General features: G+C 72.1%; 19 protein-coding genes. 14 read left to right on the forward strand and 5 right to left on the reverse strand.

Annotated features, from left to right (window positions below):
* Nucleotides 1–357: 357 nt before the first annotated feature.
* Both ACFYXS_RS20455 and ACFYXS_RS20460 read left to right on the forward strand, forming a co-directional pair.
* The gene (locus ACFYXS_RS20455) at nt 358–3,228 is read left to right on the forward strand and encodes a hypothetical protein (RefSeq protein WP_389250052.1); all 2,871 of its coding nucleotides are present in this window, start codon (nt 358–360) and stop codon (nt 3,226–3,228) included.
* A gap of 97 nt (nt 3,229–3,325) precedes the next feature.
* A complete protein-coding gene (locus tag ACFYXS_RS20460) occupies nt 3,326–4,840 on the forward strand; it encodes a CocE/NonD family hydrolase (protein WP_389250054.1) in 1,515 nt (504 codons plus the stop codon).
* Between the two features lie 27 nt (nt 4,841–4,867).
* Here ACFYXS_RS20460 and ACFYXS_RS20465 read toward each other — a convergent pair whose 3' ends face one another.
* Nucleotides 4,868–5,278 (reverse strand): cytidine deaminase, encoded by a 411-nt coding sequence (locus ACFYXS_RS20465; RefSeq protein ID WP_389250056.1) that lies wholly within the window; start codon nt 5,276–5,278, stop codon nt 4,868–4,870.
* A gap of 343 nt (nt 5,279–5,621) precedes the next feature.
* Here ACFYXS_RS20465 and thrS point away from each other — a divergent pair, with 343 nt between their 5' ends.
* On the forward strand, nt 5,622–6,848 hold the full coding sequence (gene thrS / locus ACFYXS_RS20470; RefSeq protein ID WP_389250058.1) for a threonine--tRNA ligase: 1,227 nt from the start codon (nt 5,622–5,624) through the stop codon (nt 6,846–6,848).
* A gap of 19 nt (nt 6,849–6,867) precedes the next feature.
* Here thrS and ACFYXS_RS20475 read toward each other — a convergent pair whose 3' ends face one another.
* Entirely contained in the window at nt 6,868–7,329 is a 462-nt protein-coding gene (locus ACFYXS_RS20475; RefSeq protein ID WP_389250060.1) for a MarR family winged helix-turn-helix transcriptional regulator, read from the reverse strand.
* 66 nt (nt 7,330–7,395) lie between these two features.
* On the opposite strand from ACFYXS_RS20475, the gene ACFYXS_RS20480 reads away from it, so the two are divergent.
* Together ACFYXS_RS20480 and ACFYXS_RS20485 are read left to right on the forward strand one after the other, a co-directional pair.
* Nucleotides 7,396–8,937, forward strand: coding sequence for an FUSC family protein (locus ACFYXS_RS20480; RefSeq protein ID WP_389250062.1), 1,542 nt, complete (start codon nt 7,396–7,398; stop codon nt 8,935–8,937).
* Nucleotides 8,938–8,940: 3 nt separating this feature from the next.
* A complete protein-coding gene (locus ACFYXS_RS20485) occupies nt 8,941–9,591 on the forward strand; it encodes a hypothetical protein (protein WP_389250064.1) in 651 nt (216 codons plus the stop codon).
* Between the two features lie 14 nt (nt 9,592–9,605).
* Here the strand turns inward: ACFYXS_RS20485 and ACFYXS_RS20490 are convergent, their stop codons facing one another.
* Nucleotides 9,606–10,241, reverse strand: a complete 636-nt coding sequence (locus ACFYXS_RS20490; RefSeq protein WP_389250066.1) for a flavin reductase family protein — start codon at nt 10,239–10,241, stop codon at nt 9,606–9,608.
* A 169-nt stretch (nt 10,242–10,410) separates the two neighbouring features.
* Between ACFYXS_RS20490 and ACFYXS_RS20495 the strand changes: the two genes are divergently transcribed.
* The gene (locus tag ACFYXS_RS20495; RefSeq protein ID WP_389250068.1) at nt 10,411–10,776 is read left to right on the forward strand and encodes a hypothetical protein; all 366 of its coding nucleotides are present in this window, start codon (nt 10,411–10,413) and stop codon (nt 10,774–10,776) included.
* A gap of 33 nt (nt 10,777–10,809) precedes the next feature.
* Here ACFYXS_RS20495 and ACFYXS_RS20500 read toward each other — a convergent pair whose 3' ends face one another.
* Entirely contained in the window at nt 10,810–11,598 is a 789-nt protein-coding gene (locus ACFYXS_RS20500; RefSeq protein WP_389250070.1) for a hypothetical protein, read from the reverse strand.
* 242 nt (nt 11,599–11,840) lie between these two features.
* On the opposite strand from ACFYXS_RS20500, the gene ACFYXS_RS20505 reads away from it, so the two are divergent.
* Entirely contained in the window at nt 11,841–12,410 is a 570-nt protein-coding gene (locus tag ACFYXS_RS20505) for an NADPH-dependent FMN reductase (protein WP_389250072.1), read from the forward strand.
* Between the two features lie 36 nt (nt 12,411–12,446).
* Here the strand turns inward: ACFYXS_RS20505 and ACFYXS_RS20510 are convergent, their stop codons facing one another.
* On the reverse strand, nt 12,447–12,635 hold the full coding sequence (locus tag ACFYXS_RS20510) for a hypothetical protein (RefSeq protein ID WP_389250074.1): 189 nt from the start codon (nt 12,633–12,635) through the stop codon (nt 12,447–12,449).
* 688 nt (nt 12,636–13,323) lie between these two features.
* Between ACFYXS_RS20510 and ACFYXS_RS20515 the strand changes: the two genes are divergently transcribed.
* The 7 genes from ACFYXS_RS20515 (at nt 13,324) to ACFYXS_RS20545 (ending at nt 19,476) form a co-directional block, all read left to right on the forward strand.
* Nucleotides 13,324–14,553 (forward strand): ATP-binding protein, encoded by a 1,230-nt coding sequence (locus ACFYXS_RS20515; RefSeq protein ID WP_389250076.1) that lies wholly within the window; start codon nt 13,324–13,326, stop codon nt 14,551–14,553.
* Nucleotides 14,550–14,951: a roadblock/LC7 domain-containing protein gene (locus tag ACFYXS_RS20520; RefSeq protein ID WP_389250078.1), complete on the forward strand. Its 402-nt coding sequence runs from the start codon at nt 14,550–14,552 to the stop codon at nt 14,949–14,951. Before ACFYXS_RS20515 ends, ACFYXS_RS20520 begins: the two co-directional genes overlap by 4 nt.
* Nucleotides 14,948–15,322, forward strand: coding sequence for a DUF742 domain-containing protein (locus ACFYXS_RS20525; protein ID WP_389250081.1), 375 nt, complete (start codon nt 14,948–14,950; stop codon nt 15,320–15,322). Before ACFYXS_RS20520 ends, ACFYXS_RS20525 begins: the two co-directional genes overlap by 4 nt.
* Complete coding sequence (locus ACFYXS_RS20530) at nt 15,297–15,887, forward strand: ATP/GTP-binding protein (RefSeq protein WP_389250083.1); 591 nt, start codon at nt 15,297–15,299, stop codon at nt 15,885–15,887. The genes ACFYXS_RS20525 and ACFYXS_RS20530 overlap by 26 nt, the downstream gene beginning before the upstream one ends.
* A 61-nt stretch (nt 15,888–15,948) precedes the next feature.
* Entirely contained in the window at nt 15,949–17,301 is a 1,353-nt protein-coding gene (locus ACFYXS_RS20535; RefSeq protein ID WP_389250086.1) for a cytochrome P450, read from the forward strand.
* Between the two features lie 100 nt (nt 17,302–17,401).
* The gene (locus tag ACFYXS_RS20540) at nt 17,402–18,664 is read left to right on the forward strand and encodes a cytochrome P450 (RefSeq protein ID WP_389250089.1); all 1,263 of its coding nucleotides are present in this window, start codon (nt 17,402–17,404) and stop codon (nt 18,662–18,664) included.
* Nucleotides 18,661–19,476: an enoyl-CoA hydratase/isomerase family protein gene (locus ACFYXS_RS20545; RefSeq protein WP_389250090.1), complete on the forward strand. Its 816-nt coding sequence runs from the start codon at nt 18,661–18,663 to the stop codon at nt 19,474–19,476. The genes ACFYXS_RS20540 and ACFYXS_RS20545 overlap by 4 nt, the downstream gene beginning before the upstream one ends.
* Nucleotides 19,477–19,515 lie beyond the last annotated feature (39 nt).

Below are 19,515 nucleotides of genomic sequence, written 5' to 3' on the forward strand. Positions count from 1 at the left end.
AACGACCGAAACATCGGAAGATAACGTTCTCCCGGCCGGAGCCGCCTTCCGGGAGCCGTCCCAGGGGCCGGGGTGTGCGACACCCCCGCGCCCCACCCCACCCCCATCCAGCGCCGCGGCGACGGGCAGCACCGCGGCGGACCGGCCCGTCCGGTCCGCCGGATCCCCCGGGTGACCCCGCACGGAGAACGACAGCGGTTGACAACGATGTCAGGTATCCATGAGGGGATCTGACGACCGCTCGGGCAATCCCCCGGGATCGCACTCCGGTACCGGCCCCGTCCCCATCCCGGTACGTCCCACCCCGTCGGCCGGCGGCCACCAGTCCAAGGGAGGCAACAGACCCCCATGAGGCTCATGTCGCACATCACAGGAGCAGGGAAGTTCAGAAGAGCGGGGAGCGCGGCACTGGCCGCGGCCCTGGTCGGCACCGCGCTCACCACCGTCCTGTCCCGGCCCGCCATGGCCGCCGACCCCGTCACGGCGACGCAGGGCAGGAACACCGTCGCCCAGTACCAGGGCGTGTGGACCACCCCGCCCACCCACCTCACCGGGGGCGGGACCACCGACGCCCCGCAGTTGGGCAACGGCGACGTCGGCGTCGCCGTCGGCGGCCGCATCGACAACCAGACCTTCTACCTCGGCAAGAACGACTTCTTCTCCGCCTCCAGCCACGCCATCAGGCCGCTGGGCCGACTGGTCCTGGCGGTCCCTGGGCTCTCCGGCTCGTCCTACCGCGTCGTCCAGGACATCGCGCACGCGCAGGTCAAGGGCACCTACACCCTCGGCGGCACGACCCTGTCGGCCACCAGCTGGGTGTCGGCCACCTCGAACCTCGTGGTCACCTCGCTGACCCTGACCGGCGGCGGCAGCCAGAACGCCACCGTCACCGTTCAGAACGGCAGCGGTGCCGCGCCCACCGCGTCCACCACCGGCGGCACGCTCAACGCCGACGTGGCCGCGGACGGCAGCAGCGGTGCGCCGCCGGCCCGTATCGCCACCCGGGTCCTCGGCGGCAGCCCGTCGGTCTCGGGCAACCGGATCAGCGTGACCCTGCAACCGGGCACCACCTACACCGTCGTGTCGTCCGTGCTCAGCGGCAACGACACCGGCTCCTACCAGGCCGACGCCACCGCGGCGGCCGCCGCCGTCACACAGTCCGGCCTGGACGGGCTGGGGACCGCGCACCAGAACTGGTGGTCGGACTTCTGGTCCCAGTCGTACGTCCAGATCCCCGACAAGGACGTCGAGCGGAGCTGGTACGGCTCCCTGTACCTGCTCGCCTGCGTGTCCCGGAGCGGCGAGTACGCGCCCGGGCTGTGGGGCAACTGGATCACCGGCGCCATGAACTGGAACGGCGACTACCACACCAACTACAACTACCAGGCGCCCTTCTACGCGGCGCTGACCAGCAACCACGTGCCGCTCGCGGACCCCTACGACCAGCCCGTCCTGGACTGGCTGCCCGCCGGACGCCAACTGGCCCAGCAGAACGGCTTCCAGGGCGTGCTGTACCCGGTGGGCATCTCGCCCGAGGGCACCAGCGCCGACATGAACCTGCACAACCAGAAGTCCAACGCGGCCAATCTCGCGGGCAACATGGTCATGCGGTGGCAGCAGACCCGTGACACCACGTACGCCGCGAAGGTCTACCCGTACCTCAAGGAGGTGGGGACCTTCTGGCAGAACTACCTGTCCAAGGACGCCTCGGGCACCTACAACATCCTCAACGACGCGCCGCAGGAGGACCAGCCCTACCCGCAGACCAACAGCATCCTCTCGCTGGGCCTGGTGCACCTGCTCTTCCAGGGCCTGACCGACATCAGCACCGCGCTGGGCCAGGACGCGGGCAGCCGCGCGGCGTGGAACGACATCGACGCGCACCTGGCGCCGCTGCCGACCATGACCCGCAACGGGCAGACCGTCTTCCGCGAGACCTCCACCGGCGCCGACTGGGTGAGCGACAGCAACGACATCGCCATCCAGGCGGTGTACCCCGGCGGCCAGGTGGGCCTCGACAGCGCCGCCGGGCTGCTCCAGACCGCCCGCAACACCGTGGACCAACTCGCCCGCTGGCACGGCGACAACGCCCCGCCGACGTTCTACGCGGCGGCGGCCCGGGTCGGCTACAACCCGTCGACGATCCTCGCCAACATGGCCGCCGAGGCGACCACGTACAGCTACGACAACCTCTCGGTCCACCACAACGGCGGCGGCATCGAGAACGTCAACACCGTCGTCTCGGGCCTCGACGAGATGCTGCTGCAGTCCTTCCAGAAGGACGTCAAGGTCTTCGCGGACTGGCCGGCGAACACCAACGCCAAGTTCGGCGACCTGATGGCGGCGGGCGGCTTCCTGATCTCCAGCAGCATGTCCGGCAACGCGGTCCAGTACGTGCGGGCGGTCAGCCAGAGGGGCGGCAGCCTCGTCGTCACCAACCCCTGGCCGGGCCGCAGCGTGCAGGTGTACCGCGACGGCTCGGACGCGGGCACATTCAGCGGCGCCCGGCTCACCCTCGCCACGTCCGCCGGTGAGACCGTCACGTTGGCTCCGCCCGGCACGTCCTACGCCACCGTGCAGACGCAGCTCACCCAGCCGCTAGGCACGGGCGGCGGGGGCGGGGGCACCAGCAGCAGTTTCGGCTCGGGCCTCGAAACCGGCCAGACGGCGCCGTCCTGGATCGACACCGTCGATTCCGCGGGCGGCGGCAACGCGGGCGTGACCGGCATCAACTCCGACTCCCCCGGCCCGCAGGCCGGTCCGCGGACCGGCGAGACCTCGCACACCGGGAGCGCGGCACTCATGTACTCCGGGACGGCGGCCGCCGGCAGCGGCGGACCGCACGCCTACCTCAAGGTCTTCGACCTGAGCGCGGCGCCGCTGGCCATCGGCACCGCGAAGACGCTGAGTTACTGGATCTACCCGCAGTCGCACGCCACGACCCCCTGGGTGCCCGCGGGCTCCACCGAGAGCACGTGCGTGGCCGTCGATCTCGTCCTCACCGACAACAGCACCCTGCGCGACTCCGGCGCCCTCGACCAGGGCGGCGACCCGGCCCACCCCGCGGGGCAGTGCGGCCACCTGACGCCCGACACCTGGAACCACGTCACCGTCGATCTCGGCGCGCACAGCGCGGGCAAGCAGATCTCCCGCATCCTCGTGGGCTACGACCACCCCGGCGGCAGCGGCGGCTTCCGCGGCTACGTCGACGACCTCACCATCTCCTGACCCGCCGATCCCGTGTGCCGGGTTCCCGCCGCCCTTTCCGGGGCGGCGGGGACCCGGCCGCCCGTCGCTCCGTACCCGGAAAGGCGCGTCACCGCCCGTGGACATCACCGTCGATCACGACGTCGAGGCCGTCATGCGCGACGGCACCGTGCTGCGCGCCGACGTCCGCCGCCCGCCCGCGGGCACCGGGCCCGGACCCGTCCTGCTGGCCCGCACCCCCTACGGCAAGGACGACCCCGGCGTCCTCGCCCGGCTCGGCCCGGCGGCGGCCGTGCGACGCGGCTACGTCGTCGTCATCCAGGACACCCGTGGCCGCTTCGCCTCCGACGGCGACTGGGAGCCGCTGGTGAACGAGTACGCCGACGGCCACGACACCGTGCGCTGGGCGTCCCGGCTGCCGGGCGCGGACGGCAGGGTGGCCCTGTTCGGCCCCAGCTACCTCGGTCACACGCAATGGGCGGCGGCCACCGACCGGCCGCCCGGACTCGTGGCGCTCATGCCGGAGTTCACCTGGTCCGACCCGCGCCAGGGCCTGGTCGCGCGGGACGGCGTCCGCGAGACGGGCCTGATCACCCAGTGGACCCTCGGGCTCGGGGCGGAAGTGCTCCGCAGGCGGGGCGCCGACGCGCGGGTCACCGCCGAACTGGACGCGGCACGCGTCGCGTTGGACACACCGGGCGCCGCCGGGGACCGGCATCCGCCCGTCCTGCGCCGGCTCCCGGTCCCCGGCCGCCCGGACGGCCCGGCGCTGCGCGGTGTCTCGCCCGCCGACGTCCCCACGTTCACCGTCGCCGGGTGGTACGACGCGTTCCTGCAGGGCAGCCTCGACAACCACCTCATGGCCCGGGCGACGGGACACCCGGCCGCGCTGGTCGTCGGGCCCTGGACGCACGCCGACCAGCCGGCCCTTGTCGACGGTGACCGGACCCTCGAGGAGCTCCGACTCGACTGGCTCGACGGGGTGCTGGGCCGCACGGCCACCGGCCCCGAGCCCCTGACCCTGGTCTTCGTGACGGGCGCGGATGTGTGGCGCCGCCTTGAGCGCTGGCCGCCCCCGGCCACCGAGGCGGCGTGGTTCCTCCGCGGTTCCGGCGCGCTGTCCCCCGCCCCGCCCGGCGCGGACGAGCCGCCCGCGTGCTTCGCGCATGACCCGGCGAACCCCGTGCCGGTGCGCGGCGGCGCCCTCCTCCTCACCGACGCCTACCCGGCGGGCCCGTTCGACCAGCGCGCCATCGAGGCCCGGCCCGACGTGGCGACCTGGACCGGACCCCCGCTGACCTCGCCCCTGGAGGTGGCGGGCCGGATCACCGCCGTGCTCACCGCTGCGAGCGACGGCCCGGCCGCGTGGGTGGCCCGGCTGTGCGACGTCCACCCCGACGGCACGTCGATCAACCTCGCCGACGGCGTCGCCCGCTCCGCCGGCACCGGCCCGCAAGAGGTCCGCGTCGACCTGTGGTCCCTGGCCCACGTCTTCCGCGCGGGCCACCGCCTCCGCCTCCAGATCGCCGCCTCCGCCCACCCCCGCTGGGAGACCACGGCCACCCCTGGCGAGCGCCGCGTCCACCACGACCCGTCCCACCCCTCACGACTGCTGCTGCCGGTGCTGAACTGAGGCTCCGTCAGCGCGGAAGTGCCCCGGTCAGGTGTCGAGCTGGTGGTCGGCCCAGACGTAGCTCGCGGGGAGCAGATCGGCGATGGGGACGGCCCGGAGGCGGTCGGCGGGGCCGACGATGACGGCGACGGACGGGAAGTAGTCGAGGAGGACCTGGCGGCAGCGGCCGCACGGGGGCACCACGCCGCGGTCGCGGTCGCCCACGGCGACGACGGTGCGGAGGTCGTGGATGCCCTGGGCGGCCGCCGTACCGATGAGGACCAGTTCGGCGCAGGGGCCGCCGGTGAAGTGGTAGGCGTTCACGGCAGTGACGATCCGGCCGTCGCCGGCGCGGGCCGCGGCCGCCATGGTGTGGTTGTCGCCCTGGCAGCGGGTGCGCGCGACGTGGGCCGCGGCTTGGACGAGTTCGTGGTCGACGTCGTGGGGTTGCCCGGTCATCTTCCCTGCCTTCGTGAGGTGTCGGACGACGTTGGCCCGGGTGACCCGGATACGCAAGCGGATATCGGTGGTGCTCCCCCTCGGCCGCTGCGTGCAGTGCGGTTCATCTCAGATGCATATGAGAGAGGGCGATCACAAAGGCCGGCCCACCCGCCCGGAAAATGCCCGGCGCCCACGGCCCACCCCTGTTACCGTCGTCCGCATGAAGCGCGCTGCCATGACGACGACGCCGGAGAGTGTCCCGGCGCGCTGATCGATGCCATCAGTCAAAGCCCCGGGGCGAGTGCCCCGGGGCTTCTGCGTACCCGCGGTCACTCGCCCGCCGCCCCGCGAGGAGACCGCCATGCACGACCACCGCAAACTCGGCCGCGAGCTCGGCCTGTTCGACACCGACCCGCTGATCGGCGCCGGGCTGCCCTACTGGCTGCCCGACGGCGCGACCGTACGGCACGCCCTGGAGGGGTACGTCCACGAGGCCGAGCGGCGCGCGGGCTACCGGCACGTCCACTCCCCCGTCCTCGGCAAACGCGAGCTGTACGAGATCTCCGGGCACTGGTCCCACTACAGCGACGACATGTTCCCGCCCATGGACCTGGGCGGCGAGCAGATCGTCCTGCGGCCCAGTCTGTGTCCGCACCATGCGCTCATCTACCGTTCCCGCGCGCACAGTTACCGTGAGCTGCCGCTGCGCATGGCCGAACTGGGCGGCATGTACCGCTCGGAGATGTCGGGCGTGCTCGGCGGGCTGACCCGCGTCCGGGCCATCCAGCTCAACGACGCGCACATCTTCTGCACCCTCGACCAGGTCGCCGACGAGGCGCGCGGCGCCCTGGAGTTGATCCGCCGGGCGTACCGGGCGCTGGGCATCACACCCGCCCGCTACCGGCTCTCCCTCCCCGGCCCCGGCGGCAAGTACGTCGCCGCGCCGGAGTTGTGGCAGAGGTCGACCGCGCTGCTCACCGCAGTGCTGGACGCCTCGGGCCTGCCGTACGAGGCGGTGGAGGGCGAAGCCGCGTTCTACGGGCCGAAGATCGACGTGCAGGTCGCCGACGGCGCCGGCCGCGAGTCGACCCTGTCCACCGTCCAGGTCGACTTCCACCAGCCGGAGCGCTTCGACCTGCACTACATCGGCGCGGACGGCGCGAAGCACCGCCCGGTGATGGTCCACCGCAGCGTCATCGGCAGCGTGGAGCGGGCGGTGGCCCATCTCGTCGAACAGCACGGCGGCGCGTTCCCCGCCTGGCTGGCGCCGACCCAGATCGCGGTCCTCCCGGTCTCCGCGGACGAACGGCCCGTCGCCGAGGCGCTCGCCGAACGCTGCCTCGACCTGGGGCTGCGCGCCGAGGTCGCCGGGCCGGAGCGCGGCAGCCTGGGCGCACGGGTGAGGGAGGCCCGCCTGGTCCCGTACCAGGCCGTCATCGGTGCCACCGAGGCAGCCGACGGTCATGTGGCGCTGCGGCTGCGCGACGGACGGCGGCTCGCGCCGCGCCCCGCGGAGGACGTGCTCGCCCGCGTCCGGGCGCTGACCGGCGCGCACAGCACCGACCTGTGGGTCGAGGAACGCCCGTAACGGCGGCGCCGCCGACGGCTCACGGGTCGCAGAGGCGGTCCATCAGGCGTCCGGCCAGGCGCAGCACCTCGCGTTCGGTCTCGCTCAGCCCGGCGAGCGCCGAGGCCAGCCAGGCGTCGCGTTCGGCCACGTCCGCCAGGAGGGCGGCGTGGCCGGCCGGCGTCAGGGCGAGGAGGGTCTGCCGGCGGTCGTGTTCAGCCGCGGTGCGGGAGATCAGGCCGTCACGTTCGAGCTCGGCGAACACCCGTGTCAGGGACTGCGGTTGCTGCCGGTCGGCCGCGGCCACGTCACCCGGTGTGGCGGGGCCGCGGCGGTAGAGGTGGCCGAGCACGCCCACCTTGTTGGCGCTGAGCGCGCCGGGGGAACGTTCGGCCCGGAGCCTGCGCGCGAGCCGGGACGCGCCGCGGCGGATCTCCGACGCCGCCCCCAGAAAGGGCGGCGGCTCCTCCCTCTGCCCGGGCCCCGTACTATCCTCCACCATATTCCTACGCTATCACTTGCTACTGTTGGCCAAGTCACGAGTTCCTGACCGGAAAGCAGTACGCGAATGCGAAGTATTTTTCGCGGGATACCCGACGCCGCGGTCACCTCCGCCGCACTGCTGCTCGCGTTCGGCGCCGCCCTGCGGCTCAAGGAGTTCGGGCTCGACGACGGCATCGTGGTGCTCACGGTCGCGCTCACCCTGACGCTGGCCCGTGTCCAGCGGGGGGCCTCGCCGCGCCGCCGACTGCTCGGGCTCGCGGTGCTGCCCGTGGTGGCGGTGGCGACGTCGGGGGTGGGGTGGCTGCTGTTCCGGCACCTCGCGATCGGCGGCCCCCTGTTCGCCCTCGGTGTCGGCGCGGCGATCTGGGTCCGGCGCTTCGGGCCCGTCGCCACCGCGGCCGGCACGCTCGCGACCCTGCCCTTCGTCGCCGTCCTCATCACTCCGGTGGCGCCGGGGTCGGGCGGCGCGCGGTTCCTGTGGGCGGCCGTCGCCGCGCTGATCGCTTTCCTGAGTGTGGCCGTGTGCCAACTCGCCGCCGCCCGGGTCGGACTCGTCCGCTCGGCCACTCCACCGACCGCGCCACCGACCGCGTCCGCCCCGCGGCCCCCCACGGCCACCGGCCTGGCCGTCAGCGACCGCATGGCCTGCCAGATGGCCCTGGCGCTGGGGGCCGCGTTCCTCGTCGGCCGGCTCGAGTTCCCGGACCACTGGAGCTGGACCGTGCTGACCGCGTTCATCGTGTGCAGCGGCAACAGGGGCCGTGGCGACGTCGTGCACAAGAGCGTCCTGCGGATCGCCGGCGCGGCCGCGGGTGTCGTGCTGGCGACCTCGCTCGCGGGAGTCTTCGCCCCGGGCGATCCCGCCTCGATCGCCGCCGTCCTCGCGGTGCTGGCGGTGGCCTCGTGGCTGCGCGGCCTCAGTTACGCGTACTGGGCGGCGGCTGTCACCGCCGTGCTCTCGCTGCTGTACGGCTACTACGGCCAGACCGGCGCCGACGTCCTGGTCACCCGGCTGGAGGCCGTCGTCGTGGGCGCCCTCGCCGGCGTCGCCGCCTCCTGGTTCGTCCTTCCCGTCCGGTCGGGCGACGTGGCCCGGCGCCGTACCGCCGACGCCCTGGCGGCCCTCACCGACGTGCTGTCCGCGTTCCGCGGTCACGACCCCGCGCAACTCGTCGCCGAACGCGCCCGGTTCGACGACAGCCTTGTGCGCCTCGACGAGATCGCCGCTCCCTTCCGGGCCCACCGCACGCTCTCCCGCACCCTGCGCCGCGCGGCCCCTCATCCCGCCGACGCCCTCGACGCGCTCCGCGCCTGCGCCGAACCGGTCGGCGCCCTCGCCGTGCTTCCCGTCCCGCCCGAACCGGGCCTCGCCGTCCGCGCCAAGGCCCTGACCGCGAATGTCGTCGCTGTCCGGCGCGCCCTCGGCCGCCGTCCGGGCCCGCCCCGCCGCGCTCTGCCGGCGCCCTCCCCCCACGGCCCCGCACCGGCCCACGCCGCTCTCGACCGCATCGACGACGCCCTGCAACGCCTCACCGCCGTCCACGGCCACCCGCCCCCGCCGACGGCGCAGCCCCAGGACCGTGACCCCGCTCAGCGGACGTCCTGAGCCGTGGCGCGCATCGAGCGGTTCGTGGACCCGAACCCCGTCCACCGGCGTCAGGCCGCCGTCCTGGCCCTGTGGCGGTACCGAGCGCCGCTCCTCGCGTTCGGGCTCGACGCGGAATGGGGCATCGACCGGGACGTGCTGGAGTCACTGTTCCGGCTGGCGGCCGCACCTGCCGGTGAGCAGTCGGACCGCGCGTACCGGCGAGCGTTCGCCGAGCTGTCCACGGCCCCGCTCTTCACCTCCGAAGTCGACCCGGACACCGTCCGGCTCCTCCAGTTGGAGACCATCGGCAACCTGCAGGCCTTCGACACGTTCCTGCACACGTCTGCCACGGACGTGGCGGAGCGCGTGGTCGAGGACTCGGCCGACCTGGCGGCCCACCTCGACGGCCTCGTCGAGAACTCGTTCTTCTCCCACCCCTCGGAGGAAGCCCACCGCCGCTACCTCGCCGGCCTGGCCGACCGCGCGCACGAGGGCTATTTCGCGTCACGCAACTCCGCGGTCGAGTCGGCGTGCCACGATGCCCTCCGGGATCTCCCCGATTCCGCGGGGCTGCTCGATTCCTCCACCGGCCGCGCGTTGCTCGCGCTGTGCGAGGACTTCGGCGAGGAAGTCGTCACCACACTGCGGTGGATCCGCACCACGGGTTACTAGGCCGTCGTGCCCGCTCAGACCCCCGCGGCCGGTCCCGACGCCGCCGCGGGGCGGGGCTCCTCGTACGGGATGCGATTGAGGTGCATGATCTCGCCGAGGGTGCCCCACTCGTCGGCACCGAGCTTGGTGAGCGGGCGCAGCAGCGGGGCGCTGGGGCGGCCGTCGACAAGGACGCCCTCGTCGACGACGGCGTGGAGCACGCGCCCGAAGACCAGGGTGGAGTTGCCCATGCGCACGGTGGTGTGCGAGCGGCACTCCAGGGCGACCGGTGAGGCGGCCACCCTCGGTGGGCGCACCCGCAGGCTGGGCTCGCGCTCGATGTCCGCGAAGTCGAACTCGCTGACGGTGCGCGGGAAGTCGGTGGCCGTGGCGTTGATGAGGCGCATCAGCGCCTCGGAGGCGAAGTTGACGACGAACTCGCCGGTGTCCTCGACATTGCGCAGCGAGTCCTTGCGGCCGATCGAGGTGAACTGCACGATCGGCGGATCGGTGCTCGCGATGCTGAAGAAGGAGTGCGGCGCGAGGTTCTCGATCAGTCCGTCCGGGGTGACGGTGGAGATCCACGCGATAGGCCGGGGGACGACCACGGAGGTCATGAACCGGTAGAAGCCGCCACTGCTCATGGCCTCGGGATCGAAGTCGACGCGCATGGCCGCAGTATCCCCGCGCGTCCCCCGCGCCCCCGCCGCGCGACCACGGCGCGGCGTGTCGGGAGGATGATCCACAGCGGTCGCGGAGGCTACCATCCCCGGCACGACCTGCGCGACTGCCGTCGCGAACCGCTCCACTGATTGATCAAGTTCCCTTAAGCTGCGCGTCATGCACACGACCCTGACCGAGCACGCCCGGTGCCTGTACGGAGACGAGTACCGGCCCACGCGCGATTGCGTGCTCAATCACCAGGAGCACCACTTCGTCGAGGAACTGACCTTCGCCGACGCCGACTCGATCGTCGCGATGCTGCGCGACCTCAGTCCGCACGTGGTCGACGGACTGCTGCCGGTGTGGATCCGCAACCTCGCCTACCGGCTCGCCCTGCTCCAGCGTCCCGACGACCCCGCGCTGTTGCGCGAGGCGGCCGACAGCCTCTATCTCCACGGGCCCGAGTGGGACGACATCGCCGCCGACCTGCGGCGCCGGGCCGAGGCACTGGACCGGCAGCCCGCGGGGCCGCAGAGCCACTGAGGGCGCGTCGGCACGGGCCGCCGAGGGCGCCGGCTACCGGGCGATCCGGAACGGCGCCAGGTGCACGCACATCGCGGTGGGGAAGCCGGGCTCCTCGCGCCGCACGTCCTGGCATCCGCCGCGCGTCCCGTGGACGATCGGCACCCAGCCGGAGGGTTCCGCCCGGAAGAACCAGCGGTCGCCCAGCCGGGAGGAGCACTCGGGGGCCTCCCCGCCGCCGCACGCCGGACCCGTGCGCCAGGTGAAGTCCAGGACGAGCCACTTCCCGTGGCAGACCTCCGCCTCGCGGTAGGTGTGCGCGGGGGCGTCGACGGCCATCAGCGCCTGCTCGTAGGAGGCGGGGGTGCAGCCGGTGGCCGGTGGACGGCAGCCCAGTGGACCGCACAGCCGCAGCGCGGGCGGGTGCGCGCCGTCGGCGGTGAAGACCGTGTGGTTGTCGACGATCAGGTCCCGGGCGCCCAGCGGCTCCGGCAACCGGACCCGGGCGGTGGCGGTCGTCACGCCCGTGCACCCGGAACGCCGGTCGCCCGAGGGCGAGGAGTAGGTGATCTGCACCCATGTGTGCTGCGGCACGGTGTCGGTGACCACGGCCCGGAGACCGCGGACGCACGCGTGCGGGCCGTGCGGCACCTGCGCGTCGAGCAGGAGCGTGCGGTGGTCGTCGCCCAGCCGGGCACCCGTGACCGAGATCGGGCCCGCCATGGTCCACGGGATCGGCCCACCGGCCGTCGACGCGTCGGTCGCGCTCCCGTCCCGGCCGGCCACCCGGGTCCCGCACGCGCCGAGGAACAGCACCATGACGACGCCGAGCACGGCGGCCATGACCGCTCCACGTGTCCCACCTGATCGCAAGCCGCTCAGTCCCCCGCGTCGCACCGGCATGGTCCACGGCCAACATAGCGCCGCGTCCGTCCCGCCCCGGACCCACCCGTCCGGCGCAGCGCCCGCCCGGCGATCGGGCGAAGGAACGCCCGTGCCCGGTTGCCGCAGGGGCGGGCATGGAACGTGGCTCAGGCACGCCCTCCCGCCGGGCCCCGACCGGCCGACCGCCCAGGAGCAGCGCCATGACCAGGATCGCCGTCATTCTCGGCAGCACGCGACCCGGCCGCAAGGGGGCGGCCGTGGCGGAGTGGGTGTACGACAACGTCGCGGGGCGGGACGACGCGGAGTACGAGCTGGTGGACGTCGACGACTACGGGCTGCCGCTGCTGGACGAGCAGGCGCCGCCGTCGATGGGCCACTACACCCGGCCGCACACGCTCGCGTGGGCGGAGAAGATCGCGTCGTTCGACGGGTTCGTCTTCGTGACCGCCGAGTACAACCACTCGATCCCCGGCGCGTTGAAGAACGCCATCGACTTCCTGTACGCGGAGTGGAACAACAAGGCGGCGGGCTTCGTGAGTTACGGCAGTGCCGGAGGGACGCGCGCGGTGGAGCACCTGCGGGTGGTGATGGCCGAGGTGCAGGTGGCCACGGTGCGCGCGCAGGTGGCGCTGTCGCTGTTCCGCGACTTCGTCGACATGCAGAGGTTCGAGCCCGGCCCGCGCCGGGCCGGAGAGCTGGGCGTCGTCCTGGACCAGGTCGTCGCGTGGAGCAACGCGCTCGCGCCGCTGCGCCGCACCCCCACCGGCTGACCGGTCCGCGTCGCGCGGCGGGCGGGTCCGGGGTGCTCAGCCGGAGCAGGCGCTGCGCTGGGCCTCCTGCCACTCGCAGCGCGGGCAGAGCGGGGCGCCCGGGATCCGTGCCTTGTACTCGGTCGGCTCCCGGCACAGGGTGCACTCCGCGACCGGCTCACCGGGCGCCGCCGTCCAGTCCACGGAGACCGGCACCGGGCTGTCGCAGTACGGTTCGCTGCTCACGGATCGCCTTTCTGAGGTACAACCGGCTTGCACAAAGACCCTAGCCCACCATTGCATCGTGCACAAGTTAGTTCCGTGACAGGACGACGCCCGCACCGCACCCGCGCGCCGATCCCCTGCTCCAGGACGCCTTCGCGCAGTTGGGCGAACAGCCCGGTGTCGCGGCTGGAGTCGACCGGGACGTCGATGACCGTGACGCCGGGCCGGACACGGGCCTCGCGCGACAGCGATTCACCGGGCACCTTGGTGAACCGCCCGTCGGTGCCGACCGGGCCCGCGGGCACCTCGACAGCCCCGGCGGCCGGGCCCCTCCGGTGGTCTTCCGTCTTCCTCCGCTTCCCGCTGCGGCCTCCCCGCGGTGGCCCGATCCGGGCATGCGGGACAACCGGGAACACCGCTCCCGCGCACCCCGGACGGGCCGCTGACCTGGCAGGTTGCGGTGACCATGTGAAGATCTGCAAGTGCCCCAACCGCGTCGTTAATTGGTGATCCACTGCTGCTAGGGTGATCGGGTTTCCAGAAGGCTGATGGCGCGTCAAGCGCGCGGGGGACAGTCTCCAGGGCCCCATCGCGGAGGAGCGGCTCTTGGCTCGGCTCGACGGCACACACCCTGTCGCGGTGTTCGCCCTTGGCCCGACGCCGCGGCCCCGATCGTCGCTTCGGCGTGATGCGACTTGAAGAGAGCCTCATGACATCGATTTGGGATGATCCACTCCTGTGGATCTCGATAGTTGTATTGTGCGTTGCCGTCCTGATCATCCTGCGTGCCCGCAGGACCAACATGATCCTGCGCGGCAACAACGCCCGGCTGCAGGGTGAGCGCAACGCGCTGCAGCAGGAGCGGGACCACGTCCGCGCGGCCCATGCCGAACTGCGGGAACAGCACGCCTCCGAAGTGGCGGAGGTGCGCAAGGATGCGGAGGAGGACACCAAGACCGTTCTGAAGTCGGCGATGCGCACACTGCAGGTGCTCGCCGACGAGCAGCAGGTCGTCATCGACCGGGTGCAGAAGAAGTACGGCGACGACCCCCAGATCCTCGCCGACCTGATGGCGATCGACCACGCCAACAGCCAGTTCGGCCGCCGCGCCCAGGGAATCGCCGTGCTCTGCGGCGGCTGGCTCGGCCGCCGTGAGTCCATCGCCTCGGTGTACGACGTGGCGCGCAGCGCGCAGGGCCGCATCCGGCGGTTCGACCGGGTGCAGATCCACGCGCAAGTGCACTTCACGGTCGCCAGCCGGGTCGTGGAACCGGTCGCCGTCGTGCTCGCCGAGCTGCTGGCCAACGCCACCAACTACAGCGCGCCCGACACCCCGGTCGAGATCAACATCCGCGCCGTCCCCAAGGGCGTCTGCGTGATCGTCGACGACGCCGGCCTCGGCATGAGCCAGGAGGAGAAGGACCGCGCCGCGCTCCTGCTGTCTCCGTCCGCTCCGGTGGGGATCACCACGCTCGGCAACCCCCCGAAGTTCGGCTTCGCCGTCGCGGGCATGCTCGCGGCCCGTTACGGGTTCGAGGTGTCCGTCGACTCCGTCTCCCCGTACGGCGGCGTGCGGGCGGTAATCCTTCTGCCGGAGGACCTTCTGAGCAACGAAGTCCCTGCACCGCAGCCCGAGGCCGTCCACGACCACGCCCACGGTGCCGCCGAGCCGGCGCCCGCCAAGCGCCTGGCGCCCGTGAGCGCTCCCGTCCCCATGCCCGCCACCGGCACCACGGCGGGCGGTCTGCCCAAACGCCGTCGCCAGCGGGTGACGGTGCTGCCGCAGCCCGCCGCCCCGGCAGCCTCCGACTCCGCCGGCACCGCCGCGCCGGCGACGGAGCAGGTCAGCGGCACCAGGGCCTCGCGCCTCGGGGCGTTCCAGCGCGGCACCCTGTCCGGTCGGGACACCACGAACACGGAAGGACTCCAGGACCAATGAACCCCGATCTGTCGTGGGTGCTGAACGACGTACTCCAGGTGCGCGGCGCCCGGCACGCGATCCTTGTCTCGGCCGACGGTCTGCTGCTGGAGAAGTCCAGCGAGATCGGCCGTGACGACGCGGAGACCAACGCGGCGGCGATGAGTTCGATGCAGTCGCTGTCCCGGGCCGTCGCCCCGTTCGCCGGTGGCGGTGCGAGTCCGTGGCGGCAGACGCTGCTGGAGTACGAGCAGGGCTGGATCTTCCTGATCGCCGCGGGCGACGGCGCGTACCTCGCCGCGTCGGCGGCCCCGGACGTGGACATGGAGGCCATGAGTTTTCGTATGCAGCAACAGGTCGGCGCACTGGGCAAGGCGATGACGACTCCGCCCCGCCAGAACGCCGGTGCCGAAGCATGACGTCGTCCGGCAAGGAAGAACCGGTCACGAGCGACTTCGTCCGCTCCTACGTCATCACCGGCGGCCGTCAACTCCCGGCCGCGGACCAGCTGTCCCTGCTCACCCTGGTCACCATCGCCCCCGACCGGGAGCTGCCCCTCGGGGCCGGTCCCGAGGTGCGTGCCATCTGGGAGCTGTGCTCGGGGGGGTATCTGTCGGTGGCCGAGGTGGCCGCCCATCTGGAGCTCCCGGTGGGCGTCGCACGACTGCTGCTGACCGATTTAACCGACCATGGGCATCTGCTGCGCCGTGAAGCCCCGCCCCCCGCCCAGGCCGTCGACAAGAGAATCCTCGAAGAGGTGTTGCATGGACTCCAAAGGCGCTTTGCCTGACAGCGCATATGTGTCGGAGGGGGTGACCACCGCCGCGAAGATCCTCGTGGTGGGTCACTTCGCCGTGGGCAAGACGACGTTGATCGGCACGCTCTCGGAGATCACCCCGCTGCGCACCGAAGAGAAGATGACGCAGGCGTCGCTCCACGTGGACGACCTGGCGGGCGCGCCGGACAAGCGGACCACCACGGTCGCGCTGGATTTCGGCCGCCTGACGCTCAGCGAGGAGCTGGTGCTCTACCTCTTCGGCACCCCCGGTCAGCAGCGCTTCATGCAGCTGTGGGAGGACATGTCCCGGGGCGCTCTCGGGGCACTGCTGCTGGTCGACCCCGCCCGGCTCGCCGAGTCGTTCCCCGTCATCGACCTCGTCGAGAAGTACGGCCTGGAGTACGCCATCGCCGTCAACAACTTCGACAAAGAGCACCGCTACCAGGAGGACGAGATACGGGAAGCGCTCGACCTCTTCCCGCACACCCCCGTCGTGTACTGCGACGCCCGTGACGAGGGCTCCTCGGCACAGGCGTTGATCTCCCTCGTCCAGCACCTGCTCACCCACGCCGCCTGACCACCGGACCCCTTCACCGCCCACCGGGGCGGGAAGGCTCCGGCCCCCTCAAGGAACCCCCATGGAATCTCAGCACCCGACCCCCGTCCCCGGCGCCCCTGCCAGATGCCCGATGCACGGCCACGACTTCGCGGCCGACCCCGGGCGGATCTACGACCAGTTGCGCGAGTTCGGCCCGGCCGCGCCGGTCGAGCTGTCCCCCGGTGTCGACGCCACCTTGGTGACCGAGCACGACACCGCACGCCGCGTCCTGCAGAACCCCACGCTCTTCGCCCGTGACTCCCGCCGCTGGGCCGCGCTCAACGAGGGCCGCATCGCGCTGGACAACCCTGTCCTGCCGATGATGGCCTACCGGCCCAACTGCCTGTTCACCGACGGCACGGTGCACCTGCGGCTGCGCAAGGCGGTCACCGAGAGCCTCGACCGGCTCAACGTCAGCCGGCTGGCCCGTGACGTGGAGCAGATAGCCGACTACCTGATCAGCCAGTTCAGCGAGCGCGGCCGCGCCGACCTGCTGAACGACTACGCCAAGCTGCTTCCGCTGCTGCTGTTCAACAAGCTCTTCGGCTGCCCCGCCGACATCGGTGACCGCCTGACCACCTCAATGGCCGCCATCTTCGACGGCGAGGACGCCCTGCGCGCCAACGAGGAGCTCACCGCCTGCCTGATGGAGCTGATCGCCCTCAAGCGGCGCACGGCGGGCGAGGACATCACCTCCTGGCTGATCGCGCACCCCGCGGGCCTCAACGACGAGGAGCTGAAGGACCAGCTCGTCATGCTCATGGGCGCCGGTGTGGAGCCGGAGCGCAACCTCATCGGCAACACGCTGCTCCTGCTGCTGTCCGAGGACTCCTCGGGCCGCCGGTCGGGCATGCTGATCGAGGAGGCCATGGACGACGTGCTGTGGAACAACCCTCCGATCGCCAACTACGCCACGCACTTCCCGCTGCAGGACGTGGACCTCGACGGTGTGGAGGTGGCGGCCGGCACCCCGCTGGTCATCAGCTTCGCGGCCGCCAACAGCGACCCGGCGCTCACCGCCGAGCGCGAGACGCTGAGCAAGGGCGCCCACCTCGCCTGGGGTGCCGGACCGCACGCCTGCCCGGCGAAGTCCCCGGCCCAGCTGATCGCCCTGACGGCGGTGGAGAAGATCCTCAACACCCTCCACGACCTGACGCTCGCCGAGGACCCGGAGAAGCTGCAGTGGCGCCCGGGCCCGTTCCACCGGGCCCTGGTGACGCTGCCGGTGAGCTTCAGTCCCCTCCCGGCCACCCGGTTCGCCGAACCGCTGCCCCGGGCCCAGGAGCCCGTGCCGACCGGTCCCGCGGCGATGGAGGCCCAACCGTCCTCGCCGGCCCGGCCGCAGGCGAAGAAGGGGTTCTGGTCCACCTTCCTGGACCTCTTCCGCGTCTGATGAGCGGCATGTGACAGGAGCAACACCCCAGGACCGCATGACCGCAGGTGGGAGCGGGGTAGGTTCGGCCGGTCCGGACGCCCAGCCTGAGGAGCTCTGCGTGACCGCAGTCGGTGACATGAGCGAAACAGTCATTGACCGTCGAGCCGTCATATCCGTCCTTCGGCGCCTTCGCACCCCCGAGGGGCAGGCCGATCCCTTCCCCCTCTACGAGGAACTGCGCACCATGGGTGATGTCGTACCCGCCCCCTGGGGCGGGTACTTCATCACCGGATTCGACACCTGCGACCAGGTCCTGCGCGGCAGGAACTGGATCGTCCCCGACTTCGCCTGGCAGGAGCGGCAGCGGGACACCGAGCGCTGGCACGCCCCGGCCACGCAGGAGATGAGCCGGACCCTGTCCCGGCTGAACGCGCCGGCCCACACCTGCCAGCGCCGCAGCCTGGGGAACCCCTTCGACCGCGCCACCGTCGCCGGCATGCAGCCGGAGATCGAACAGCACGTCGCCCGGCTCCTCGACACGCTCGAGGACGAGTTGCTCGCCGAAGGCACCGCCGACTTCGTGGGCACCGTCAGCGAGCAGTTGCCGATCGTCACGGTCGGCCGCTGGCTGGGCATCCCCGCCACCGATTACGCACACATCCTCGATTTCACCCACCGTCAGGTCCACGCGCAGGAACTGCTGCCCACCAAGTCCGAGTTGGCCATATCGGAAGAAGCCACCGCCGATATGCGGGCGTTCTTCACCGACCTGGTGAGCAGCCGCCGAGCGAGGCCTGGCAACGATGTCCTGTCCGGCTGGATTCGTCACTGGGACGAGCAACTGCCCGGCGACCGCGAGACGGCCGACCGGATGATCTACCAGTTGGTCATGTTCCTCACCATCGCCTCCCTGGAGACCACGGCGACCTTGCTGTCGGTCGCCGTATGGCTGCTGCTCGACGAGCCGGCGCGCTGGCAGTGGCTGCGCCACCATCCCGAGCGCGTCGACGACGCCGTGGAGGAGGCCCTGCGCTACGACCCGCCCATCCACCTCAACAGCCGTGTCGCCGCCGACGACACGGTCCTGGCGGGTGTCCCGATCGCCAAGGACACCATGGTGCACGTGATGTACGGGGCGGCCAACCACGATCCGCGGCGCAACGCCGATCCCCACACCTACGACATCCTCCGCAAGGGCACGCACCTCACCTTCGGCGGCGGCGCCCACTACTGCCTGGGGGCGGCGCTGGCCCGGCTCGAGGCCCGTACGTTGCTGACCGCCATGCTGAAACGATTCCCCACGCTCCGCCTCGCCTCCGCGCCCTCGTACGCGCCGCGCATGGTCTTCCGCCGCGTGACCTCCATGAAAGTGACGGCATGAACGCCCCGCAGTCCCTCCCCTGCACCACCGGCCCCGGCTCCGGGACCTTCAGGACCCTCAGGACCGGCCGGCGGGGACCGGTCCTGGACATCGAGCTGCACGACCCCGATCAGGGCAACGCCGTCACCGAGGCCATGCTGGACGAGCTGCTCGCGGTCCTCGGCACCCCGGATCCGGGGGTGCGCGTCATCGTGCTGTCCGGCGCCGGCGACGACTTCTGCCTGGGCGGCGACCGCACCGAGTACGCCGACTTCCTCGCCCACGACCCCACCGGCGGCGGCATCCGCGCGTCGGCCACCAAGGGCCGCCTCGTGTGCGAGGCGCTGAGCGGCAACACCGCGGTCACCATCGCCAAGGTGCACGGCAAGGCCATCGGCGCGGGACTCGGTCTGGCCCTCGCCTGCGACCTGCGCGTGGGCTCCGAGACCGCCTCCTTCCGCCTGCCCGAACTCGCCCTCGGCCTCCCCACCGCCTGGGGCGGCCTCCTCCCCCGGCTCCTCAACGAGATCGGCGCCGCGCGCGTGCGCGAACTCGTCCTCACCGGAAGGTCCTTCGACGCCCACGAGGCGCTGTCCCTGTCCGTCCTGCAGAAGGTCGTCCCCGAGGCGCAGCTCGACGAGGCCATCGCCGCATGGGCGCGGCCCGTCGTCCGGCGTCCCGAGGGCGCGCTGCGCGTGACCAAGACCCTGTTGAACTCCTATGCGGCCCCCACCCGTCTCGCCGACACCTCGGCCCTGGACGCGGAGCTCATGGCCGCCGTCGTGGCGGCCACCCACTATGCGCACCACCACGGCACCGTCCACCACATGTGAGCATCCGGGGCCCGCCCGTTCCGGCGGGCCCCGCTGCCG

Source organism: Streptomyces sp. NPDC002574, assembly GCF_042889545.1.
In the GTDB taxonomy this organism is placed as follows: domain Bacteria; phylum Actinomycetota; class Actinomycetes; order Streptomycetales; family Streptomycetaceae; genus Actinacidiphila.

Coding starts and splice junctions, on each gene's coding strand:
- ACFYXS_RS20455 (WP_389250052.1), top strand. CDS start 358: ATGTCGCACATCACAGGAGCAGGGAAGTTCAGAAGAGCGGGGAGCGCG.
- ACFYXS_RS20465 (WP_389250056.1), bottom strand. CDS start 5,278: ATGACCGGGCAACCCCACGACGTCGACCACGAACTCGTCCAAGCCGCG.
- thrS (WP_389250058.1), top strand. CDS start 5,622: ATGCACGACCACCGCAAACTCGGCCGCGAGCTCGGCCTGTTCGACACC.
- ACFYXS_RS20475 (WP_389250060.1), bottom strand. CDS start 7,329: ATGGTGGAGGATAGTACGGGGCCCGGGCAGAGGGAGGAGCCGCCGCCC.
- ACFYXS_RS20480 (WP_389250062.1), top strand. CDS start 7,396: ATGCGAAGTATTTTTCGCGGGATACCCGACGCCGCGGTCACCTCCGCC.
- ACFYXS_RS20490 (WP_389250066.1), bottom strand. CDS start 10,241: ATGCGCGTCGACTTCGATCCCGAGGCCATGAGCAGTGGCGGCTTCTAC.
- ACFYXS_RS20495 (WP_389250068.1), top strand. CDS start 10,411: ATGCACACGACCCTGACCGAGCACGCCCGGTGCCTGTACGGAGACGAG.
- ACFYXS_RS20500 (WP_389250070.1), bottom strand. CDS start 11,598: ATGGCCGCCGTGCTCGGCGTCGTCATGGTGCTGTTCCTCGGCGCGTGC.
- ACFYXS_RS20505 (WP_389250072.1), top strand. CDS start 11,841: ATGACCAGGATCGCCGTCATTCTCGGCAGCACGCGACCCGGCCGCAAG.
- ACFYXS_RS20515 (WP_389250076.1), top strand. CDS start 13,324: ATGACATCGATTTGGGATGATCCACTCCTGTGGATCTCGATAGTTGTA.
- ACFYXS_RS20520 (WP_389250078.1), top strand. CDS start 14,550: ATGAACCCCGATCTGTCGTGGGTGCTGAACGACGTACTCCAGGTGCGC.
- ACFYXS_RS20525 (WP_389250081.1), top strand. CDS start 14,948: ATGACGTCGTCCGGCAAGGAAGAACCGGTCACGAGCGACTTCGTCCGC.
- ACFYXS_RS20530 (WP_389250083.1), top strand. CDS start 15,297: ATGGACTCCAAAGGCGCTTTGCCTGACAGCGCATATGTGTCGGAGGGG.
- ACFYXS_RS20535 (WP_389250086.1), top strand. CDS start 15,949: ATGGAATCTCAGCACCCGACCCCCGTCCCCGGCGCCCCTGCCAGATGC.
- ACFYXS_RS20545 (WP_389250090.1), top strand. CDS start 18,661: ATGAACGCCCCGCAGTCCCTCCCCTGCACCACCGGCCCCGGCTCCGGG.